We start from the raw sequence: 19,745 nt of genomic DNA, 5'->3' as shown, positions 1-19,745 counted from the left end.
GAGTTGGCGGGTCGGCGGGCGGTGGCTTGTCGCGGCCGGCATGGCATGGCGGGGCGGTGCGCTTCCGGGGTCCCGGTGTTCCGCAGGGTGTGCGTCGCGTCACTGACGGTAGGGCCAAATGTTTTGCCAAGGCAAGCTGTTCTCGTAATCTGGCACCCGATCGGGTCGTTCAACCCGGTGGCAGTAGTGACGTTGAGGGAGTGAGGCCCATGCCTGCGAGGACTCAGCCGACAGCTCGGCAAGTACGGCTCGGTGTTGAGCTGCGCAAGCTCCGGGAGGCAGCGGGGCTGACGTCCAGAGAGGCAGCTCGGCAGCTCGGCACGAATCCGGCCCAGATGAGCCAGATCGAAGCGGGGAATGCCGGCGTCAGCGGGGACCGGGTGCGGCGACTCGCTGTGCAGTACGCCTGCGCAGACCAGGAGTTGGTCGATGCCCTCGTGGAGATGGCGACGGATCGTACGCGCGGGTGGTGGGACGAGTACCGGGACGTACTGCCACCCGTCTTCCAGGATCTGGCCGAGCTGGAGCATCATGCGCGGTTCATGCAGGTGGTCGGCACGGCTCATGTGCCCGGGCTGCTCCAGACCGAAGACTATGCGCGGGCAGTCTTCGACTACGTCATTCCGGAACTACCGGAAAACGAGCGGGCGTTGAGGGTGGAACATCGTATGCGCCGCAGGCAGGTCCTCGCCCGAGAGGGTGCCGCTTCCTATGAGGCGCTGGTGCATGAGTCCGTACTGCGCACGCGCGTCGCAGACCGCCTGGTAGCGCGCGCTCAGCTCGACGAACTGCTGAGCCAGTCGGAGCGGCCGAACATCACCGTGCGCGTGATCCCGTTCGACGTGGACGGTTTCGCCGGCGCGGGCGCGATGATGTTCTATGCCGGTGGACCGGTGCCCGAACTGGACACCGTGCAGCGGGACGCCCCGTACGGCTCGGCGTTCTTGGATGCGCCCGCCCAACTACTGGCCATGCGAACCCTCTTCCGTAGGGTGGAGGCGGCGGCTCTCGCCCCTGCCAAGTCGCAGGACTACATCCACCGAATGACGAAGGAGCTGTAAGGCGTGATCCAGTGGCAGAAGTCCTCGTTCTCCGGTGGCGGAGACGGCAACGAGTGCGTGGAACTGGCCCAGAACCACGGCGCCCTGCTTCTCCGTGAGAGCGACGATCCGAGCCGAATACTTCCCGTCACCTGCACCGGGTTTGCCGGGCTCCTGCGCCACCTTGGAGCGGACCCGCGATAACGGAAGGAGCTGTGACCGTGATCGAGTGGCAGAAGTCCACCTTCTCCAGCGGAAGCGACGGGGCCAGCTGTGTGGAAATGGCAGCCTCTGAAGGCGAGTTGCTCCTCCGAGAGAGCGACGACCCCGCCCGAATACTCCCCCTCACCCCCACCACCCTCGCCGCCCTCCTCCACCGCATACGCGACCAGCGCACCGGCCCCCGCTGAGGAGGCGCCTTCAGGATTCATGGGAAACCACAGCCCACACCCATGTTCCTTACAGGCCTCTTACCTACGGTCCGGGCATGACGGGAAACGAAACAGCCAACCAGTCGCCGGAACAACCGCGTAGCCAATCCCCGGCGCACAAACGGGACTTGACCCGGCGCAAGGTCGTCGTCGCGGGCGGGGCCGCCGTTGCCGCGGTCGGTGTGGGCGGCGGGCTCGCCGCGAGTGCGTTCGCGGACGGGGCGAGCCCCACCGCGCCCGGGAAGAGCACGGCGAGCGGCGCCGAGACGTGTTACACGCTCACCTCGGAGACCACCGAGGGGCCGTACTACATCGACGCCGACAAGATCCGCCAGGACATCACCGAAGACGAGGAGGGCATTCCCCTGACCCTCACCCTCAAGGTGATCGACTCGGAGACCTGCAAGCCGGTCAAGAACGCGGCCGTCGACATCTGGCACTGCACCGCACTCGGCATCTACTCCGGTTACGAGGCGATGGGCAGCGGAGGTGGCGGAGGCGGCGGCGCTCCCACCGACGCGCCCTCGGGAACGCCGACCGACACACCCTCGGGTACGCCCACCGGCGAACCCCCGTCCGGCGCCCCCTCCGGCGGAACCGGCGGTGGTCACTCCGAACCGACCGACGACGAGCGGTACTTGCGCGGCACCTGGAAGACCGACAAGCGCGGCTACGTCACCTTCAAGACGGTGTTCCCGGGGTGGTACCAGGGCCGATGCGTCCACATCCACGTCAAGGTGCATGTCGACGGTGAGTGGACGGACGCCGGTTATGAAGGCGGGCACACCTGCCACACGGGCCAGCTCTTCTTCGACGAGAAGTCCGTGCTCGCGTCGGCGACGGTGGAGCCGTATTCCACGAACACCACCACCCGCACCACCCTCACCGAGGACACGATCTACCCGCAGAACGGCCACGAAGGCGGCCTGCTCTACCTCGACTACGACAAGAAGCGCATCGCCAAGGGTGTCCGGGCGCACCTGACGATGGGCGTCGCCCCGGACGAGACGCACGACAGCACGGACACCCAGCCGAGCGCGTCGGCATCGGCATCCGCGTCCTCATAGAGCGCAGCGCATAGGCCGTAAGTCGTAACTTTGCTCAGGATCAAGAAAGTTGGCGGGCCGCGGCAACCTTCTTGATCCTGACGGCCACTGAGGAGTCGTAACCCCTCGCCGCACCAAAGGACTTCCCGTGGCCACGCTTTCCCCCGCTCCTTCCCACCGCCGCTCCCTCCGCAAGCGCCGCACGGTCGTCGTCACGGCTGCCGTGGCCGCCGCGGGCATCGGCGCGGGCTTTCTCGTGCTCAACGCGAACGCCGCCAGTACCAGCGTCGACCTGTATCACCAGACGCTCGCCGCCAAGGACGGCTGGGCCTCGTCCGGGGCCGGTACCACTGGCGGCGCGAAGGCCGATGCCGCGCACACCTTCACCGTGAGCACCCGCGCGCAGCTCGTGAAGGCGTTGGGGTCGGCCAGTGACACCACGCCCCGGATCGTCAAGATCAAGGGCACGATCGACGCCAACACCGACGACTCCGGGAAGAAGCTGAGCTGCGCCGACTACTCGGCGGGGACCGGCTATTCGCTGTCCGCGTACCTGAAGGCCTACGCCCCCTCCGCCTACGGCACCTCCAAGCTCCCCTCCGGCACGCAGGAGAAGGCGCGGGCCGCCGCGCAGACCAAGCAGGCGAAGAACATCATCTTCAGGGTGCCGGCCAACACCACCGTCGTGGGCGTGCCCGGCACCAAGGCAGGGATCACCGGCGGCATGCTCCAGGTGCAGAAGGTGGACAACGTGATCGTGCGGAACCTGACCTTCGCCGCCACCCAGGACTGCTTCCCGCAGTGGGACCCGACGGACGGGGACAGCGGGAACTGGAACTCGCAGTACGACGCCGTGACCCTGCGCGGCGCCACGCACGTCTGGGCGGACCACAACACGTTCACCGACGCGCCCGGGCTCGACACCGCCGACCCGACGTACTACGGCCGCCAGTACCAGATCCACGACGGCGACCTCGACATCACCAAGGGCTCGGACCTGGTGACCGTCGAGCGCAACCAGTTCACCAACCACGACAAGACGATGCTCATCGGCTCCAGCGACACCGACAGCGTCGGCAAGCTGCGCGTCTCCATCCACCACAACGTGTGGAAGGGGATCGTGCAGCGGGCGCCCCTGGCCCGGATCGGGCAGATCCACATCTACAACAACTACTTCGACACCACGACCCTCAACGGGTACGTGCTCCAGTACAGCGTCAACTCGCGGGCCAAGGCCCAGGTCGTCGCTGAGGACAACTACTGGAAGACCTCGGCCAGTCAGAAGGTGAGCAAGCTGTTCAGCGGCGACGGCACCGGGTCCATCGCCGGTGGCGGCAACCTCGTCAACGGAACCGCCACCGACCTCGTCGCCGCCTACAACGCCGCCAACTCCAAGAAGCTGAAGACCACCGTGAACTGGACGCCGACCCTCACGGCCGGGCTGGAGACCTCCGCCAAGAACCTGCCGACGGAGCTCGCGACCACCACTGGGGCCGGGGTGCTCAAGTAGCGGTCGCGCTCTGGAGCCGCAACTTCCCTTGCCGACAGGGCAGTTGCGGCTCAGCTGTCGTACGTGCCGTCCCACGGTGGCCCGAAGGCGTGCCGGTCCGGGTACAGCTCGGCCCAGCTGCCGTCCTCGTCCTCCTCGACCAGCAGGCCGAACAGGACGCCGTCCACGGTGCGTTGGAAGGGGCGGACCGCGATGTCGGTGTAGCTGCGGCGGGGGAGGGCGCGGAGCAGTTTCGCCAGGTGGATGCGGGCCTGGGAGAGGACCGAACCGTCGCCGTGCGGGGCGTGCTGCTGCTCGGCCCAGGTGCCGGCGCACCAGATCTCCGAGTCGCGGTACCGGCCCGCGGCGTCGAAGGTGTGGAGCACCGTGTAGAGACGTTTCTGCTCTTCCCAGCCGTCGGCGGGACGGAAACCCTGGGGGAACGCGTAGGTGACCGACGCCAGGAACTGACCGTCCGCGTAGCGGCCGACGGCCCCGCTGCGCTGGTTCGGGTCGTAGGCGATCGGGATGACCTCGGGGACTGCCATGGCGGCACCTTACGGGTTGGCGCGAACACGTCTACGTCGGGGTCCGTCACCGAGCCCGCATGACCTCGCTGAGTTGACCCGGGGTCAATGGTGGCACCGCGATGGGACGCGCCGCACCAGCCCGCAGACCGTCGAGGAAGAACGCCAGGCAGCGGCGCCAGGTGTTGGGCGCCGTGGCCATCGACTCACGGATCACCTGGGACATCGCCCAGATCAGGGTGACCAGGTCCTCCGGCTCGAAATCGGGGCGCAACTGCCCACTGTCCCGGGCCCGTTCGATGATCTGCTCGGCGCGCCGGAAGCCGCGGTGACAGGCCTGCTCGACCTCCCCCGCCGGCCGGAACCGCTGCGCCATCGCGTCGTTGAGGCCGTGGTCCTCGGCCTGTAGCGCGAAGAGTCCCTCCAGATACCCGACGAACCCGTCCCAGGGGTCCGGGGCCGCCAGCGCCGAGTCGATGATCCGCTCCAGCGCGGCCAGCCGCTCCGGGAAGATCGCGTCCCAGAACGCCTCCCGGGTCGGGAAGTGGTTGTACAGCGTGCCGATGCTGACCCCGGCCCGCCGGGCGATCTCCTCCAGCGGCGCGTCCAGACCGCGCTCGCCGAACACGTCGGTGGCGGCCACGAGGAGCTTGTCGCGGTTGCGCGCGGCGTCGGCCCGCAGGGGCTTGGGGGTGGGCGCGGGATCGGTCTGGTGCATGACGCCATCATACGGAACTTGAGGTGAGCCTCAGGTTCCGTGCTACGGTCGGAGACATAACTTGAGGTGCTCCTCAAGTTAGCCGTGTCCGTGAAGTCGTCCCGGAAGGCTCCGTCATGCCCGCATCTGCATCGCAACAGCCCAAGGTCGCCGTCGTCCTCGGGGTCGGCCCCGGGCTCGGCCTGTCCGTCGCCCACCGCTTCGGCCGCGAGGGGTACGCCGTGGTGCTCGTGTCCCGCAGCGACGTCCGGCACGCCGGCTATGTCGAGTCCCTCGCCGCGGCGGGCGTCGAAGCCGTGTCCTACGTCGCCGATGTGCGCGACGCCAAGCAGCTCGGCTCGGTTCTCGACGCGGTCATCGAGCGATACGGACGGATCGACCTCGCGTACTACGGCCCGGGCGCCCTCGACCTCGACGAGAGCCGCCCCAAGTCGATCACCGAGACCGACTCCGTCGGCGTCCAGGAGGCGATGACCTGGATGTATCCGGCCGTCGACGTGGTGGGCAAGGTGCTGCCCGGCATGGTCGAACGGGGCGCCGGTGCCTTCGTGTTCGCCGGCGGGCTCAGTGCCGTGGTGCCGATGCCCACGCTCGGCGCACTCGCCGTCTCGGCCGCCGCCCTGCGCAACTACGCCCTGACCCTCAACGCGGCACTCGCCGACACGGGGGTCTACGCCGGGACCCTGGTCATCGGCGGCCTCATCGAGCGCGGTGACATCCACCAGCTGGTCACATCGAACCCCGAGCAGTTCGGGAACGTCGGCGACCGCACCCTCGACCCGGACGAAATCGCCGACGGCGCCTGGGAGTTGGTGCGGCGACGGGACCAGGCGGAGGACACGTTCAGCGTGCTCGGCTAGGAGTCGTCCGTACGTTCCTCAAGGCGCGGAAAGAGAACCGCGCCCTTCGTCACCGGGGAGCCGGGCGGAAGCGCACCCCAGGCCGAGGCCTCCCGGACTCGCTGGTCACTCAGCGGGCCCAGGGATGTCGACGCGCCCAGGGAGTCCCACAGCCGCTCCGACGTCTCCGGCATGACCGGTTCGAGGAGGATCGCGATCGCGCGCAGTGAGTCCGCGGCCGTGTAGAGGATCGTCGCCAGGCGGTCGCGCGCCTCGGGGGAGCCGGACTTGGCGACCTTCCAGGGTTCCTGGTCGGTCAGATAGCCGTTGACCCGGCGGACGAAGTCGAAGACGGCCAGGATGCCGCCCTGGAAGTCGAGTTGGTCCCCGATACGGCGGTCCGCCTCCGAAGTCGCCGTCAGCAGCGCCGCCTTGAGTGAGCGCTCGGCCTCGGTCTCCTCCCCCGGCGCGGGCAGCGCGCCGTCGAAGTACCTGGCCGTCATCGCGGTCACCCGGGACGCCAGGTTGCCGTAGCCGTTGGCGAGTTCGCTGGTGTAGCGGGCGGTGAAGTCCTCCCAGGAGAAGGAGCCGTCCTGGCCGAAGGCGATCGCGCGCAGGAAGTACCAGCGGTAGGCGTCCACGCCGAAGTGCGCGGTCAGCGTTTCGGGGCTGATGCCGGTCAGGTTCGACTTGGACATCTTCTCGCCGCCGACCAACAGCCAGCCGTTGGCGGCGATCCGGCCCGGGAGGGGGAGGCCGTTGGCCATCAGCATCGCCGGCCAGATCACCGCGTGGAAGCGGAGGATGTCCTTGCCGACGAGGTGGACGTCGGCGGGGAAGGTGGCCCCGAATTTCGCCGGGTTCTCGTTGTAGCCCACGGCGGTCGCGTAGTTGAGGAGCGCGTCGACCCAGACGTAGATCACGTGCGAGGGGTCCCAGGGGACCTTGACGCCCCAGTCGAAGGTCGAGCGGGAGATCGACAGGTCCTGCAGACCCTGCCGGACGAAGTTCACGACCTCGTTGCGGGCCGAGGCGGGCTGGACGAAGTCCGGGTGGGCGTCGTAGTGGGCGAGGAGGCGGTCGCCGTACTCGCTCAGCCTGAAGAAGTAGTTCTCCTCCTTGAGGATCTCCACCGGGCGTCGGTGGATCGCGCAGAGCGGAACACCGGTGCCGTCCTCCGCCTCGATCAGCTCGCCGGGAAGTTTGTACTCCTCGCAGTACACGCAGTACGGGCCCTCGTAACCGCCCTTGTAGATCTCGCCCTTATCGTGCAGGTCCTGCACGAACTCCTGGACGCGGTCCGTGTGCCGGCGCTCCGTCGTACGGATGAAGTCGTCGTTGGAGATGGCGAGATGGTCCCAGAGCGGCTTCCAGGACTCCTCGACCAGGCGGTCCGCCCACTCCTGCGGGGGCACGCCGTTCGCCTCCGCCGTGCGCAGGATCTTCTGGCCGTGCTCGTCCGTGCCCGTGAGGAACCAGACGTCCTCCCCGCGCCGGCGGTGCCAGCGGGCGAGGACGTCCGCGGCCACGGTGGTGTACGCGTGGCCGAGGTGGGGGGCGTCGTTGACGTAGTAGATGGGGGTGGTGACGTAGTACGTCACAGGGTCACCCCTGGTCTCCGCCGAACCGCTCCTTGTACGTCTCCAGGTCCTCGTCCGTGAGCTTGGCGAAGAGGACCGGGGGGACGATGAAGGGGGTGCCGGCGGGAACGGTGGACAGGGACTTCGCCTCGTCGGCGGAGACCCAGGTCGCCGTGTCGGTCTTCAGGGCGAAGGCCTGGCGCATGGCGGCCGAGGAGGACGGGATGAAGGGTTCCGAGACCACCGCGTAGAGGTGGATCAGGTTCATCGCGGTGCGCAGCGTGAGGGCCGCGGCCTCCGGGTCGGTCTTGATCTCCAGCCAGGGGGCCTTCTCCTCCAGGTAGGAGTTGCCGGCCGACCACAGGGCGCGGAGCGCCGCCGCGGCCTTGCGGAACTGGAGGGCCTCCATCTGGCTCTCGTACTCGGCGAGCAGGCCCGCGATCTCCTCGCCGAGCTTCGCCTCCGCCTCGCCCGCGTCCGCGCCGGCCGGGACCTCGTCGCCGAAGCGCTTCTTCGAGAAGGACAGGACGCGGTTGACGAAGTTGCCGAGGGTGTCGGCCAGGTCCTTGTTCACCGTGGCGGTGAAGTGCTCCCAGGTGAAGGACGAGTCGTCCGACTCGGGGGCGTTGGCGATGAGGAAGTAGCGCCAGTAGTCCGCCGGGAGGATGTCCAGGGCCTGGTCGGTGAAGACGCCGCGCTTCTGGGACGTGGAGAACTTGCCGCCGTAGTACGTCAGCCAGTTGAAGGCCTTGACGTAGTCGACCTTCTTCCAGGGCTCGCGGATGCCGAGTTCGGTGGCCGGGAACATCACCGTGTGGAAGGGGACGTTGTCCTTCGCCATGAACTCCGTGTAGCGGACGGTCGCGTCGCTCTCGTACCACCAGGACTTCCAGTCCCGCGTCTCACCGGCGGGCGCCGCGTCCGACCACTCCTTCGTCGCGCCGATGTACTCGATCGGGGCGTCGAACCAGACGTAGAAGACCTTGCCCTCCGCCGCCAGCTCCGGCCAGGTGTCGGCGGGGACCGGGACGCCCCAGTCCAGGTCGCGGGTGATCGCGCGGTCGTGCAGGCCCTCGGTGAGCCACTTGCGGGCGATGGAGGACGCGAGCTGCGGCCACTCCTCCTCGTGGGCGGCGACCCACTCCTCGACCTCGTGCTGGAGCTTCGACTGGAGCAGGAAGAGGTGCTTGGTCTCGCGCACCTCCAGGTCGGTGGAGCCCGAGATCGCCGAGCGCGGGTTGATCAGGTCGGTCGGGTCCAGGACGCGGGTGCAGTTCTCGCACTGGTCGCCGCGGGCCTTGTCGTAGCCGCAGTGGGGGCAGTTGCCCTCCACATAGCGGTCCGGGAGGAAACGGCCGTCGGTGGGCGAGTACACCTGGCGGATCGCGCGCTCTTCGATGAAGCCGTTCTCGTTCAGGCGGCGGGCGAAGTGCTGGGTGATCTCGCGGTTCTGGGGGGAGGAGCTGCGGCCGAAGTAGTCGAAGGCCAGCGCGAAGCCGTCGTAGACCGCCTTCTGCGCGTCGTGCGCCTGCGCACAGAACTCGGCTACGGGGAGGCCCTGCTCCTTCGCGGCCAGCTCCGCCGGGGTGCCGTGTTCGTCCGTCGCACAGATGTAGAGGACGTCGTGGCCGCGCTGGCGGAGGTAGCGGGAGTACACGTCCGCCGGGAGCATGGACCCCACCATGTTGCCCAGGTGCTTGATCCCGTTGATGTACGGAAGGGCGCTGGTGATGAGGTGTCGAGCCATCGGGGGGCTGCTCCCAGGTCGGTGTGTTGCTGTTGTTGCGAACCTTGAAATCGTAGCCGACATGGGTGTGCCGCCCGCCTCCCGTTTTACGGGGTGGGAAGCGGGCGGGACGGGGGTTCTTCCAGATGGTGGTGCTACGGGCGCCAGTCGATCAGTACGCCGTCGTACAGCTCCGCGTCCGTGAGCTCCAGGGGGGTCGGGCCCGCGTGGAAGAAGGCCGTGTTGTCGGTCTTCAGCTTGCGGAGGTAGTCGAAGGCCTTGTTGTCGTGGTCGCCGAACGCGACGAACGAGAAGAACACCGAGGCGTGCGACTTGGCCGCGTCCGTGAGGGACTGGGTGGCCGGGGTCTTCGCGTCCGGGGCGCCGTCCGTCTGGAAGACGACGAGGGCGGGGGTGCCGGGGGTGGCGTTCTTGTCGTAGTGCGTGAGTACGGCTTCTACGGCGGCGTGGTAGCTGGTGCGGCCCATGCGGCCGAGGCCGGCGTGGGCCTCGTCGATCGCGTTCTCGGGGGAGGCGGGGGTGAGGTCCGTGGTGCCGTCGACCTCGGTGGAGAAGAAGACGACGTGGACGGTGGGGGTGGGGTCGGGGTCCAGGTGGGTCGCCAGGGCGAGGGTCTGGTCGGCGAGGGCCTGGGCGGAACCGTCCTTGTAGTACGGGCGCATGCTCGCGGAGCGGTCCAGGACGAGGTAGAGCTTCGCTCGGGTACCGGTGAGGTCGGCCTTGGCGAGAGCGGCGGCGGCGGAACCGGCCCCTACGGCCTCGGCTACGCCCTCGGCCCCAATGATTTCCCCACCCGCACCGCCCGTGACGCTCTCGTCGTCGAGTGCGGGTGGCCCCTGTGGGGCGGACCCACCGTCGGCGGCCGCGGCCAGGGGGGTGGGTACATCCGCATCCGCGTCTGCGGATGCCGCCACCGGTTCCGCAGCAGGTTCGGCGGCGATGGCTTCGGCCGCGACCGGCTCGGGGGCGGTGTCTACGACAGCCTCGGCTTCCGGTTCCGGCGTGACATCGGCGACCGGCGCCACCTCGGGCTCCGCGACGGGCTCAGCTTCCGCCTCCGGCGCCACCTCAGCGGCAGGCTCGGCTTCTACCTCGACCTCGGCGACCGGCTCGGCCTCCGCCTCCGGCGCCACCTCAGCCGCAGGCGCGAGCTCCGCCCCGGCCTCGACAACCGGCTCGGCTTCCGCAACCGGCTCCGCCTCGACCTCGGGCGCCACCTCAACCGCAGGCTCAGACTCTGCCCCGGCCTCCGCCTCGACGACCGGCTCCGCGTCGACGACCGGCTCAGCAGCAGCCTCAGCCGTCGGCTCAACGGCGGCCTCGGTCACCGGCTCGGCAACAGCCTCAGCAGCCGGCTCAACCACGGCCTCGGTCACCGGCTCAGCAGTCACCTCGGTAGCCGGCTCGGAAACCACCTCAGCAGTCGGCTCGGCAGTCACCTCGGTCACCGGCTCGTCGACAACCTCGGCGGTCGGCTCGGCGACAACCTCCGCCGTCGGCTCGGCGACAGCCTCCGGCACCGGCACCGGCACCGCCACCGGCACCGCCACCGGCTCCCGCTCGGCCGCAGCCCCGGTACCTTCCGCCCCTTCCGCCCCTTCCGCCGACGTCGTCGGCTTCGGGACGGACACGTTGTCGAAGGCCAGCGCCACGAGCTCGTGCTCGTCGTCGTCCTCCAAAGCGGAGGACGGGCGGGGTTCCGGGACCGTTGCCGCGGGTGACGGCTTCGGCGTCGAGGTGAGGTCGGGTTCTGTGGAGGGGGACGGGACCTTCGCGTCCGGTTCCACAGCCACCGTGGTCGGCTGCTCTTGCGAAGGAGTGCGTTCCGCACCCTCTGCTCCGGCGGCACGCTCCTTGCGTGACCTGCCGAATGCATTCCGCAGGAGAGTGAGAATGCCCATGTGCGCAACCCTTCGCGTGAGTTGAAGCCGTCAATCCCTGGCCAGGACGGACACGTAAGGTTAGCGGCCCCGGACGGCGATCTTAGGCATGGGCAAGGCGCATGAGACGCGTCTCGTCAACACCCCCTGTTTCAGCCACCACTTCGCTCACCCGTTCACCTGCCTGTTTGTGCCTCGGTACGGCGACGCGATCGCCCGTGCCGCCGCCACTTCCTGTCGCAACGGCTCCAGCACGCTCTGCGCCGGGCCCGTCAGATCCGTTCGGACCTCCACCAGCACCTCCGACTCGCGTACGCCCTCCGACAACTCCCGGAGCTGGAGCGCCACTTGGGTCACCTCGGCCGGTGACGGCGGTGGTGCTCCATGTTTCACCCGTACCCTCGCCGCCGTCGTCGCGTCGACGATCCGTTCCACGGCCACGACGAGCGGGAGCCAGCCGGCGGCGAGGCGGCCGGTGGGCGGGGGTTCGGTGAGGGCGCGCTGGAACTCCGTACGGATGACGGACAGGTCGCGGTAGAGGCGGCGGCGCATACGGGCACGGGCGGCCGGGTCCACTTCCGCACCCCCGCCGACACCTTCCGACCTGCCCGCCTCCGCACCCCCGCCGACACCTTCCGACCTGCCCGCCTCCGCACCCCCGCCGACACCTTCCGACCTGCCCGCCTCCACCCCCACGGCGGAACCCTCCGACGTGGCGAACGCCGACTCCATGTACGCCGCCGTGTCCGCCACCGCCTCCGCCAACCGGTCCCCCACCCGCGTGTGCCAGCTCTCCGGCCAGAGGAGATAGCCCGCGACCAGCGCGATCCCGCAGCCGATCAGGGAGTCCACCAGGCGGGGGAGCAGCAGCGCCGTGCCCTGGTGGTTCAGGACGTCGGAGAGGAGCAGGATCACCGGAGTGATCGCCATTGTCTGGTAGCCGTAGCCGCGTGGAGTCAGGGCCGGGATCAGGGGGGCGAGGAGTAGCAGGACCAGGACGTCCCACCAGCCCCGCGGCACCGCCGACAGCACCGCCGCCGCGATCACCAGTCCCGCCACCGTGCCGAGCGCGCGCAGCAGTGCCCGGGAGAAGACCGAGCCGAAGTCGGGCTTCATGACGAAGGTGATGGTCAGGGCCACCCAGTACGAGCGGGGGACCGGGACCGTCGAGACCAGGACCTGCGCCAGGCCGACGCAGACCGCCAGGCGCAGGCCGTAGCGCCAGGAGCCGGACGACAGCAGGACGTTGCGCGCCGCCCTCGCCGTGCGGATGCGCAGCGCGGCCGGGCGGCCCAGGCGGTCGTCGATGCCCCTCGGGTCCACGTCCGGGGCCGTGACGACCTCGGCCGCGTGGCGCAGGGCGTGGTCGATCGCGCGGGTCGTCTCGCCGGTGGGGGCGGGGAGGTCGAGGCCTATCGGGCCCGTGTAGCCCGTCTCGACAGCGTGCGCGAGGTGGCGGACCGTCTCGCGGATCTGGGGCGGGAGGGGGTGGCCTGACTGGTGGACCGCGGGGGCCGCCTCCACCACCGGTGTGATGGCGTTCAACTGGGCCAGCAGGCGGGTCAGTTCGGGGCTGCGGCCGTGGTGGCGGGCTCGGCGGGCGAGGACGAGGTCGTACGACTGGTTGAGGGACTGGGTGACTGCCTGGCGGGCCGCGTCGTAGGCCGCCGTCGGGTCGTCGCCGCAGGTGGCGAGAAGGTCGCCGACGGTGCGGTAGGTGTTCGCCACCGCCGCCCGTTCCGGGATTCCGGAACGCAACGGCCAGGCCAGCAGGGCCAGGAGGAGGACCAGGAGGCCGCCGCCGGACATCAGGACGGGGGCCGTCCACCATGCGCCGGGGAGCGGAAGTCCCGCGCCGATCACCGAGTTGAGGAGCAGGAGCAGGCCCGATACGGAGGCCACCGCGCCGATCGTCGAGATCATCCCGGAGACGAGCGCGATGCCGGTGAGCGCGGCGACCGCGTACCAGCCGTGGCCGTAGACCGCGGAGCCGAGCGTGACGCCGATCGCGCCGAAGAGCTGGGGGATCGCGATGTTGAGGATGCGCATGCGGTACGCGTCGGCGGTGTCGCCGATGACGCCGGAGAGGGCGCCCATGGAGGCGAGGGCGCCGTAGGCGGGTTGTCCGACGGCCAGGCCGATGGTGAAGGGGAGGGACATCGCGATGGCGGCGCGGGCGATGGCCGGCCGGTTGAGGGGGGCCTGCTGCGATTGGAGGTTCCTCACCAGCCAGTCGGGGGGTGTGAGGCCGATGGGGAACTCGCGGGACATGCGCCCATTATGAGCAGCGCCTCTGCCTATTCGTGCTGGTGGAGTGTGATGTCGACCAGCAGGGCGCGGTGGTCGGTGCCGGTGATGTCGAGGAAACGGGCGCTGTTCGCGGAGAAGTCCCCGGACAGCAGGACGTGGTCGATCTGGGTGCCGAAGGTGGGGGTGAAGCGCTCCGGCCAGCTGGGGGTGCGCGGGTGCCCGGCCATGCGGGCCGCGTCGCGCAGGCCGGTGTCCAGGATGCGGCGGAACGCGGCATGGTCCTGGGAGGAGTTGAAGTCGCCGGCGAGGATCGTGGGGGTGGTGGGGTCCGTGGCCGCGAAGGTCCGGAGCCTGCCCAGTTCTCGGCGCCACAGAGCGACCTGGTTCGGCAACGGGGGCATGGGGTGCGCCAGTTGGAGCCGTAGGGCATGACCGGCTACGTCGGCCACCGCGCCCGGCATGCCCATCGTGCCGGTGACGCCCTTCGTGCCCTTGAGCGGGAAGCGGCTCAGGATGACCGACCCGTGCGAACCGGCCGCCGCCACCGCCTGCCGGTACGGGAACTCGGTGCCGAAGTCCCGCCGCAGCGTGGCCTGGCAGGTGTACTCGCACTCCTCCACGAACACCACGTCCGGCCGCTCCCGCCGGATCACCGGCACCAGCGAGCCGGTCCCCCGCCCGAACTCGACGTTCGAGGTCAGCACCCGCAGCTCGGCGATCGCGGGACCGCTCGGATCACCGCTCTTCCCGTACGGCTCGATGAACCACGCCAGCAGGCCCAGCAGCGCGACTCCCCACACCAGTCCCAGCCGCCAGCGGGTGAAGAGGGAGAGGAACAGTCCGACGCCGGTCGGGGCGAGCAACCAGGGGAAGAACGCGAGGAGTTGGGGGACGGGAGTGGTGGCGTCCGTGTCGGCCGTGCGGCACCCTACGACCACGCTCACGCCCGTGAACAGCAGCCCGGCGCACCATCGCCAGAAGCGGCGCGCGCGATGGCGTTCGGGCACGAAGTCGGCGGCGGTCCACTCGGTGGTCGCGGTGCCCAAGGGGTTACCTTCCGCCGGTGGACGCAGATGCCCGAATCATCCCACGTGTGCCAGGAACTCCCCCAGGATCTCGTTGAACTCCTCGGGGCGTTCGAGATTCGGCAGATGGGCCGCGCCCTCGATCACCCGGAGCGTGGAGTCGGGGAGCGCCGCGTGCATCGCCTCCGCGTCGGAGACGGGGGTGTAGGTGTCGTCGGCGCCCACGACCACCAGGGCCGGGACCGTGACCCGGGTCAACAGGGCACGGTAGTCGGGGCGTTGGGCGCGGGCGCGCAGGGCGGCCGCGGCGGACCCGGGGTCGGTGGCCGTCATCATGCGGTGGACGTGCGCCTTGACCCGCGGGTCCGCGGACGGTGCCACCATCCGCTCCAGCACCTCGTCGGCGTAGCCGCGCATGCCCTCGCGGAGGAGGCGGTCGGCCGTGGTGTTCCGGATGCGGGCGGCCTCCGGGGTGTCCGCCGACGGGAAGGTGTCGGCGAGGACCAGACCGCGGACGCGCTTGCCGAACCGGCCGTAGCAGTCCATCGCGATCTGGCCGCCCATCGACAGCCCGGCCAGCACGAACGTCTCCACCTGCTCCTTCTCCAGCAGGGCCTCGATGTCGGTGGTGAAGTCCGCGAAGTCGGTGACACCGGGGGTCGAGGGGGAGCCGCCGTAGCCGCGCAGGTCGGGGGCGATGACCCGGCGGGCGGAGGAGAACGCCTCGATCTGCGGGGTCCACATCGTGTGGTCGAAGGGGTGGCCATGGATGAGGACAAGGGGGAGATAAGGGGAAGTAAGGGGTGGCATGCGATCGACCCTAGGTCCGCCCAACTCCTCGGTGCAATAAAATCTTTGCTCTCGGTGCAATGTGCCGTGACGAGAGACGTGGAGAGGGGTGGCCCCGTGGGCGACTACCGGCGGATCGCCGACCGCATCGCGGACGACATCGCCTCCGGACGGCTCCGGCCGGGCCAACGGCTGTCCCCGCAAAGGGCGTTCGCCCGTCGGCACGGGATCGCCGGTTCCACGGCGGGGCGTGTCTACGCCGAACTCGTGCGCCGGGGACTGGTGGTGGGGGAGGTCGGCCGCGGCACCTTCGTGCGGGCCGCGGCGGCGGGGCCGTACGGGCGGGCGATCGTCGAGGCGGCGACCACCGCCCCGGTGAACCTGGAGCTCAACTACCCTTCCGCGCCCGGCCAGTCGGAGTTGCTGGCCCCGGCGCTCGCGCCCCTGCTCCGCCCGGACGTGCTGACCGAGGCGCTGCGCCCCGCCCCGGCCACCGGCACGGCGGCGGCCCGCGAGGCCACGGCCGATCTGCTGGCCACACCCGCCTGGCGACCCGTCCCCGACCGCGTCCTCTTCAGCGGCAACGCCCGGCAGGCCATCGCCGCGACCCTCGCCTCCCTCGTCCGGCCGGGCGGGCGGGTCGGGGTCGAGCCGTTGACGTATCCGCTGGTCAGGGAGATCGCGGGGCGGCTCGGGGTCACGCTGGTCGCGTTGGAGGCGGACGGGGGCGGGCTGCGGCCGGAGTCGGTCGTCGCCGCGCATCGGACAGCGCCCCTCTCCGCGCTCTATCTCCAGCCGACGCTCCACAACCCGACCTCCGTGACGACGAGCGAGCCGCGGAGACGGGAAATCGCCGATGCTGTGCGGGAGTTGGGGCTGCCCGTCGTCGAGGACCGCATCTGGTCCTTCCTCCATCCGGACTCCCCCGCGCCGCTCGCCGCCTACGCCCCCGGTCTCGTCCATGTCGTCGACGGGCTGTCGAAGCGGGTCGCGCCGGGGCTCACCGTCGGGTTTCTCGTCGTGCCGGAGGGGCGGGTCGAGGCCGTGGGTGCTGCCATCCGGTCGGGTGGGTGGAGTGCGGGGCGGTTCGCGCTGGAGGCGGGGATGCGGTGGATCACCGACGGCACTGTGGCGCGGCTGGTCGACACCAAGCGGGAGGGGGCGGCTGCCCGACACCGGCTTGTCGTCGAGGAGTTGGGGGAGTTCGCCGTACGGGCCGATCCGCTCACCTACTACGCCTGGTGGGAGTTGCCCGCGCCCTGGCGGGCCGACACCTTCACGGGGGCCGCGGCGGCGCACGGGATCGCCATCACGCCCGGGACCGCCTTCAGCGTCGATCCGAAGGTGACCCCGGACGCGGTCAGACTTGGGCTCGCGTCGGCTGCTGTGCCCGATCTGCGGCGGGCGTTGCGGACGCTCGCCGGTCTCGCAGGAGGCGCAGGAGCAGGAACTCCCGTGCCGGGCGGGCGAATCGGGTGAGCCAGGCCAGCGCGGCCACCGTCAGGCCCACGCCCAGCAGCAGCCAGGCGACCGTGCGCAGGGTCGCGGTCAGGGCGTCGTAGATCGCGCCGCCCGCCGCCCCGGAGAGCTCGGCCGGCAGGTCGGCGACGGTGAAGTGGCGGCCGATCGCGAGCGCGAGGCCGAGCAGAGCGCCGCCGAGGGCCGTGCCGAGCGCGGTCGCGGTGATCGCGCGCCGGCGGCGCACGGCGACGGCGATACCGGTGACGGCGAAGACGGCGGCGGCCACGGGGAGCCAGAAGCCGGCGACCTCAAGCACGTGGAACTCCCTCCGGAGCGGGCCCAGTTCACCGGCCGGGAGAACCTCGACCCGGGTGTGCTGGACGGGGATGTTGTTCGCCAACGGGAGGTTCTCGCGGGCGAGTTGGTGTTTGACCCGGGCGGTGACGGAGGCGAGGTCTACGGTGACCGCGCCGGTCCGCCCCTCGTCCTCCAGGGCGTTCAGGACGGCGTCGTGCGTGACCCGGTTGCCCTCGTCCCAGGCCACGCGGAAGGCCTCGGTCTCGGTGAACGAGCGCATCGCGTCGTGCACGAACGGCGCCATCACGCCCTGGGTCGCGCTCATCCGGACCCGGCCGGCCTTGGCTCCGCCGACCTGGATCCCGCCGATCCGCACCTCGCGCAGGATGCCCGCGCCGACCGTGTCCGCGATCGCGTTCCGTACGGCCGGGTCCGCGGCCAGCGGCGCCATCGTCGTGACGTAGCGGCCGGAGTCGGTCAGGCCGTACGCCGCCCAGGCCGCCAGCGCGCCGAAGGGCGTGAGGAAGCAGGAGAGGGCGACGAGGACGGCCGACAGGGCGCTCCGGAGACGTGGGGGCACCTCCTCAGGACACGGCCGGGGGGCGTCGTATGCGAGCGGGTCGGGGTTTTTTGACTGCGTATGGGTTGAATGTCAAGCCGAATGGGCGGTCCCGGTCGCGGAACCCTTGGCGGAACTGGGGAGTCCGCTCTCGGGTGGAGGCTTCACCCGAACGGGTGTTTCCTGGAGCTGGGGAGAAGGAGGCCGAACATGCGCACCACTCCGGCCCTGCGGACTCTGGCCGCGGCCCTGCTCACCGGTGGCACTCTCGCCGTCGCGGCGGCGGGCACCACGGCAGCGGCAGCACCGACCACGTACGCCGAAGGACATGGCGGTGGCGGCGGTGGCGGCAGTCCGATCTGGGGCACCATCGTGTCCCGCACGGATCTGAACGTGCGGGAGTCGCCCACCACCCGTTCCCCTGTCGTCGACTCGCTCGCACCGGGCAGTCAGGACCGCGTCCAATGCGTGGTCAGGGGACAGAGCGTCAACGGAAATCCCGACTGGTACTGGCTCGTCGGCGCGCAGGCCTGGGCCAGCGCCGCGTTCGTCGACACCGGCGGCCAGGGCGTGCCGTCCTGCTCGGACCCGTGTCCGGGCTGGCGCGACGGCAACGGCAATTCGGGCAACTCCAACTGGAACAACGACCCGAACTGGAACGACAACAGCTCGTCCTCGTGGAGCACGTCGGCCTCCGGGTCGTGGAGCGTCTCGGGCTCGTGGAGCTGGAGTTCCTCCGGTTCGCAGACCGGTGGCGGCATCTGGAACTGGGCACCGTAGGGAGACAGGCAACGCGTGGGCCCCGGCACCAACTCGGTGCCGGGGCCCATGTGTTGCTGTCCGTGTCCGGTCAGCGGACGCGGTTGCCCTCTCCGTCCTCGCGCGTGTAATAGCGGTAGAAGAAGACCAGGAAGACGGCCGCCGTGGTCGCGAGACCGAGGGCCGTGGAGCGCAGCACGCTCTCGCCGGTCTGGCTGTAGAGGAAGCCGAGCGCCGCGCCCGCGAAGCCGGACTTGACCAGCGAGTGCAGCTCGCGCTTGAGCAGCGGCGCGAACTGCGCGACCGCCAGGCACAGCACGATGAACGCGAGCGCCGTCACGAAGCCGAACAGGATGTTCCAGCCGGTGATGGGGCCGCCGCTGCGACGGTTGGCCGCCGCCCAGTAGCCGTAGACGAGTCCCAGGACGACCGGGATCGCGACCTTCGCCACGCGGTGGACGCGTGCGTCGAAGATGTCGGGCAGATTGCTGGTGAATCCGCCCCGGCCGGTGGTGTTGCCCGGGCCGGTCATTCCGCCGGGCGTGGGTGCCGCTTGAGCCATGAGAGCACTCCTCTCTCTCCCCGTACTACCAATGCACACCCCGGCGGAGGCGGTGGCAAGTCGGCGTGCGGCCTCCGTTGCAGCGTGTTTCGCTGGGGCGCATGAAGCTCGTACTCTTCGGCGCCACCGGCATGGTCGGCAGCCGGATCGCGACGGAGGCGTCGGCCCGCGGCCACCAGGTCCTGGCGGTCAGCCGCTCCGGCCAGTCGCCCGTCCCCGGGGTCACCGCCACGGCGGCCGACGCGACGGACCCGGCGATGGTGACCGAGGTCGCGCGCGGCGCCGACGCCGTGGCCTCCGCGTGCGTGCCGCCCCGCGACGGCAGCGACCCGCGCGGCCCCTTCCTCGCCCTGAACGAGGCCCTCGTCGCGGGCGTCCGCGCGGCCGGTGTCGGACGGCTCCTGGTGGTCGGCGGCGCCGGCGGCCTGGAGGTCGCCCCCGGGCAGGCCCTCAGCGACCAGCCCGGATTCCCCGAGGCCTACCTCCCGGAGGCGCACGCCCACCGCGACGTCCTCGCCTACTACCGCGCCCTGGACGACGGCCTCGACTGGACGTACGTCTCCCCCGCCGCCGAGATCGCCCCCGGCACCCGCACCGGCCGCTTCCGCGTCGGCGGGGACCAGTTCATGACCGACGACCAGGGCCGCAGTTTCATCAGCGCCGAGGACTACGCGGTCGCCTTCGTCGACGAACTGGAAGCGGACGCCCACCCGCGCGGCCGGATGTCGGTCGCGTACTGACGGTCG

Annotated in this window: 19 protein-coding genes; 9 read left to right on the top strand and 10 right to left on the bottom strand. The window is 70.3% G+C overall.

The window, feature by feature from the left end:
• The first annotated feature begins 209 nt into the window (after positions 1 to 209).
• The 5 genes from ACGFY9_RS01470 to ACGFY9_RS01450 all read left to right on the top strand — a co-directional run bounded on the left by ACGFY9_RS01470 (position 210) and on the right by ACGFY9_RS01450 (position 4,027).
• A complete protein-coding gene (locus tag ACGFY9_RS01470) occupies positions 210 to 1,061 on the top strand; it encodes a helix-turn-helix domain-containing protein (RefSeq protein ID WP_393750801.1) in 852 nt (283 codons plus the stop codon).
• A gap of 3 nt (positions 1,062 to 1,064) precedes the next feature.
• Positions 1,065 to 1,244 carry a DUF397 domain-containing protein gene (locus ACGFY9_RS01465; protein WP_393750799.1) on the top strand — a complete coding sequence of 60 codons (180 nt, stop codon included), beginning with the start codon at positions 1,065 to 1,067 and terminating at the stop codon, positions 1,242 to 1,244.
• Between the two features lie 17 nt (positions 1,245 to 1,261).
• Positions 1,262 to 1,450: a DUF397 domain-containing protein gene (locus ACGFY9_RS01460; protein ID WP_393750797.1), complete on the top strand. Its 189-nt coding sequence runs from the start codon at positions 1,262 to 1,264 to the stop codon at positions 1,448 to 1,450.
• Between the two features lie 77 nt (positions 1,451 to 1,527).
• On the top strand, positions 1,528 to 2,538 hold the full coding sequence (locus ACGFY9_RS01455; RefSeq protein WP_393750795.1) for an intradiol ring-cleavage dioxygenase: 1,011 nt from the start codon (positions 1,528 to 1,530) through the stop codon (positions 2,536 to 2,538).
• A gap of 127 nt (positions 2,539 to 2,665) precedes the next feature.
• A complete protein-coding gene (locus tag ACGFY9_RS01450) occupies positions 2,666 to 4,027 on the top strand; it encodes a polysaccharide lyase family 1 protein (protein ID WP_393750794.1) in 1,362 nt (453 codons plus the stop codon).
• 50 nt (positions 4,028 to 4,077) lie between these two features.
• Here the strand turns inward: ACGFY9_RS01450 and ACGFY9_RS01445 are convergent, their stop codons facing one another.
• Both ACGFY9_RS01445 and ACGFY9_RS01440 read right to left on the bottom strand, forming a co-directional pair.
• Positions 4,078 to 4,554 carry a hypothetical protein gene (locus ACGFY9_RS01445; RefSeq protein ID WP_393750792.1) on the bottom strand — a complete coding sequence of 159 codons (477 nt, stop codon included), beginning with the start codon at positions 4,552 to 4,554 and terminating at the stop codon, positions 4,078 to 4,080.
• A 46-nt stretch (positions 4,555 to 4,600) separates the two neighbouring features.
• Positions 4,601 to 5,251 carry a TetR/AcrR family transcriptional regulator gene (locus ACGFY9_RS01440; RefSeq protein ID WP_393750791.1) on the bottom strand — a complete coding sequence of 217 codons (651 nt, stop codon included), beginning with the start codon at positions 5,249 to 5,251 and terminating at the stop codon, positions 4,601 to 4,603.
• Positions 5,252 to 5,367: 116 nt separating this feature from the next.
• On the opposite strand from ACGFY9_RS01440, the gene ACGFY9_RS01435 reads away from it, so the two are divergent.
• Positions 5,368 to 6,111, top strand: coding sequence for an SDR family NAD(P)-dependent oxidoreductase (locus ACGFY9_RS01435; RefSeq protein WP_393750789.1), 744 nt, complete (start codon positions 5,368 to 5,370; stop codon positions 6,109 to 6,111).
• Here the strand turns inward: ACGFY9_RS01435 and metG (ACGFY9_RS01430) are convergent.
• The 6 genes from metG (ACGFY9_RS01430) to ACGFY9_RS01405 form a co-directional block, all read right to left on the bottom strand.
• Positions 6,108 to 7,691, bottom strand: a complete 1,584-nt coding sequence (gene metG, locus ACGFY9_RS01430) for a methionine--tRNA ligase (RefSeq protein ID WP_393750787.1) — start codon at positions 7,689 to 7,691, stop codon at positions 6,108 to 6,110. The genes ACGFY9_RS01435 and metG (ACGFY9_RS01430) overlap by 4 nt on opposite strands.
• A 4-nt stretch (positions 7,692 to 7,695) precedes the next feature.
• Positions 7,696 to 9,417, bottom strand: coding sequence for a methionine--tRNA ligase (gene metG, locus ACGFY9_RS01425; protein ID WP_393750785.1), 1,722 nt, complete (start codon positions 9,415 to 9,417; stop codon positions 7,696 to 7,698).
• 134 nt (positions 9,418 to 9,551) lie between these two features.
• Positions 9,552 to 11,318, bottom strand: coding sequence for a VWA domain-containing protein (locus ACGFY9_RS01420; protein ID WP_393750783.1), 1,767 nt, complete (start codon positions 11,316 to 11,318; stop codon positions 9,552 to 9,554).
• Positions 11,319 to 11,465: 147 nt separating this feature from the next.
• A complete protein-coding gene (locus tag ACGFY9_RS01415) occupies positions 11,466 to 13,568 on the bottom strand; it encodes an FUSC family protein (protein WP_393750781.1) in 2,103 nt (700 codons plus the stop codon).
• Between the two features lie 26 nt (positions 13,569 to 13,594).
• On the bottom strand, positions 13,595 to 14,593 hold the full coding sequence (locus ACGFY9_RS01410) for an endonuclease/exonuclease/phosphatase family protein (protein WP_393750779.1): 999 nt from the start codon (positions 14,591 to 14,593) through the stop codon (positions 13,595 to 13,597).
• A gap of 36 nt (positions 14,594 to 14,629) precedes the next feature.
• A complete protein-coding gene (locus ACGFY9_RS01405) occupies positions 14,630 to 15,382 on the bottom strand; it encodes an alpha/beta fold hydrolase (RefSeq protein WP_393750777.1) in 753 nt (250 codons plus the stop codon).
• Positions 15,383 to 15,478: 96 nt separating this feature from the next.
• Between ACGFY9_RS01405 and ACGFY9_RS01400 the strand changes: the two genes are divergently transcribed.
• Positions 15,479 to 16,840 (top strand): PLP-dependent aminotransferase family protein, encoded by a 1,362-nt coding sequence (locus ACGFY9_RS01400; protein ID WP_393750775.1) that lies wholly within the window; start codon positions 15,479 to 15,481, stop codon positions 16,838 to 16,840.
• Here ACGFY9_RS01400 and ACGFY9_RS01395 read toward each other — a convergent pair.
• Positions 16,722 to 17,699 (bottom strand): hypothetical protein, encoded by a 978-nt coding sequence (locus tag ACGFY9_RS01395; protein ID WP_393750774.1) that lies wholly within the window; start codon positions 17,697 to 17,699, stop codon positions 16,722 to 16,724. The genes ACGFY9_RS01400 and ACGFY9_RS01395 overlap by 119 nt on opposite strands.
• A 189-nt stretch (positions 17,700 to 17,888) precedes the next feature.
• On the opposite strand from ACGFY9_RS01395, the gene ACGFY9_RS01390 reads away from it, so the two are divergent.
• On the top strand, positions 17,889 to 18,458 hold the full coding sequence (locus tag ACGFY9_RS01390; protein ID WP_393750772.1) for an SH3 domain-containing protein: 570 nt from the start codon (positions 17,889 to 17,891) through the stop codon (positions 18,456 to 18,458).
• 70 nt (positions 18,459 to 18,528) lie between these two features.
• On the opposite strand, the gene ACGFY9_RS01385 is transcribed toward ACGFY9_RS01390, so the two are convergent.
• Positions 18,529 to 18,999, bottom strand: coding sequence for a hypothetical protein (locus ACGFY9_RS01385; RefSeq protein ID WP_393750770.1), 471 nt, complete (start codon positions 18,997 to 18,999; stop codon positions 18,529 to 18,531).
• Between the two features lie 101 nt (positions 19,000 to 19,100).
• On the opposite strand from ACGFY9_RS01385, the gene ACGFY9_RS01380 reads away from it, so the two are divergent.
• The gene (locus ACGFY9_RS01380; protein ID WP_393750769.1) at positions 19,101 to 19,739 is read left to right on the top strand and encodes an NAD(P)-dependent oxidoreductase; all 639 of its coding nucleotides are present in this window, start codon (positions 19,101 to 19,103) and stop codon (positions 19,737 to 19,739) included.
• The last annotated feature ends 6 nt before the right edge of the window (positions 19,740 to 19,745 follow it).

Origin of the sequence: Streptomyces sp. NPDC048504 (assembly GCF_043200035.1) — a bacterium.
In the GTDB taxonomy this organism is placed as follows: Bacteria; Actinomycetota; Actinomycetes; order Streptomycetales; family Streptomycetaceae; genus Streptomyces.
This window is presented reverse-complemented; position numbering and strand designations above follow the sequence as displayed.

What these genes read in the sequence shown, in the direction of transcription:
- ACGFY9_RS01470 (WP_393750801.1), top strand. Translation starts at nt 210, where the DNA reads ATGCCTGCGAGGACTCAGCCGACAGCTCGGCAAGTACGGCTCGGTGTT.
- ACGFY9_RS01455 (WP_393750795.1), top strand. Translation starts at nt 1,528, where the DNA reads ATGACGGGAAACGAAACAGCCAACCAGTCGCCGGAACAACCGCGTAGC.
- ACGFY9_RS01445 (WP_393750792.1), bottom strand. Translation starts at nt 4,554, where the DNA reads ATGGCAGTCCCCGAGGTCATCCCGATCGCCTACGACCCGAACCAGCGC.
- ACGFY9_RS01440 (WP_393750791.1), bottom strand. Translation starts at nt 5,251, where the DNA reads ATGCACCAGACCGATCCCGCGCCCACCCCCAAGCCCCTGCGGGCCGAC.
- ACGFY9_RS01435 (WP_393750789.1), top strand. Translation starts at nt 5,368, where the DNA reads ATGCCCGCATCTGCATCGCAACAGCCCAAGGTCGCCGTCGTCCTCGGG.
- metG (WP_393750785.1), bottom strand. Translation starts at nt 9,417, where the DNA reads ATGGCTCGACACCTCATCACCAGCGCCCTTCCGTACATCAACGGGATC.
- ACGFY9_RS01420 (WP_393750783.1), bottom strand. Translation starts at nt 11,318, where the DNA reads ATGGGCATTCTCACTCTCCTGCGGAATGCATTCGGCAGGTCACGCAAG.
- ACGFY9_RS01415 (WP_393750781.1), bottom strand. Translation starts at nt 13,568, where the DNA reads ATGTCCCGCGAGTTCCCCATCGGCCTCACACCCCCCGACTGGCTGGTG.
- ACGFY9_RS01405 (WP_393750777.1), bottom strand. Translation starts at nt 15,382, where the DNA reads ATGCCACCCCTTACTTCCCCTTATCTCCCCCTTGTCCTCATCCATGGC.
- ACGFY9_RS01390 (WP_393750772.1), top strand. Translation starts at nt 17,889, where the DNA reads ATGCGCACCACTCCGGCCCTGCGGACTCTGGCCGCGGCCCTGCTCACC.
- ACGFY9_RS01385 (WP_393750770.1), bottom strand. Translation starts at nt 18,999, where the DNA reads ATGGCTCAAGCGGCACCCACGCCCGGCGGAATGACCGGCCCGGGCAAC.
- ACGFY9_RS01380 (WP_393750769.1), top strand. Translation starts at nt 19,101, where the DNA reads ATGAAGCTCGTACTCTTCGGCGCCACCGGCATGGTCGGCAGCCGGATC.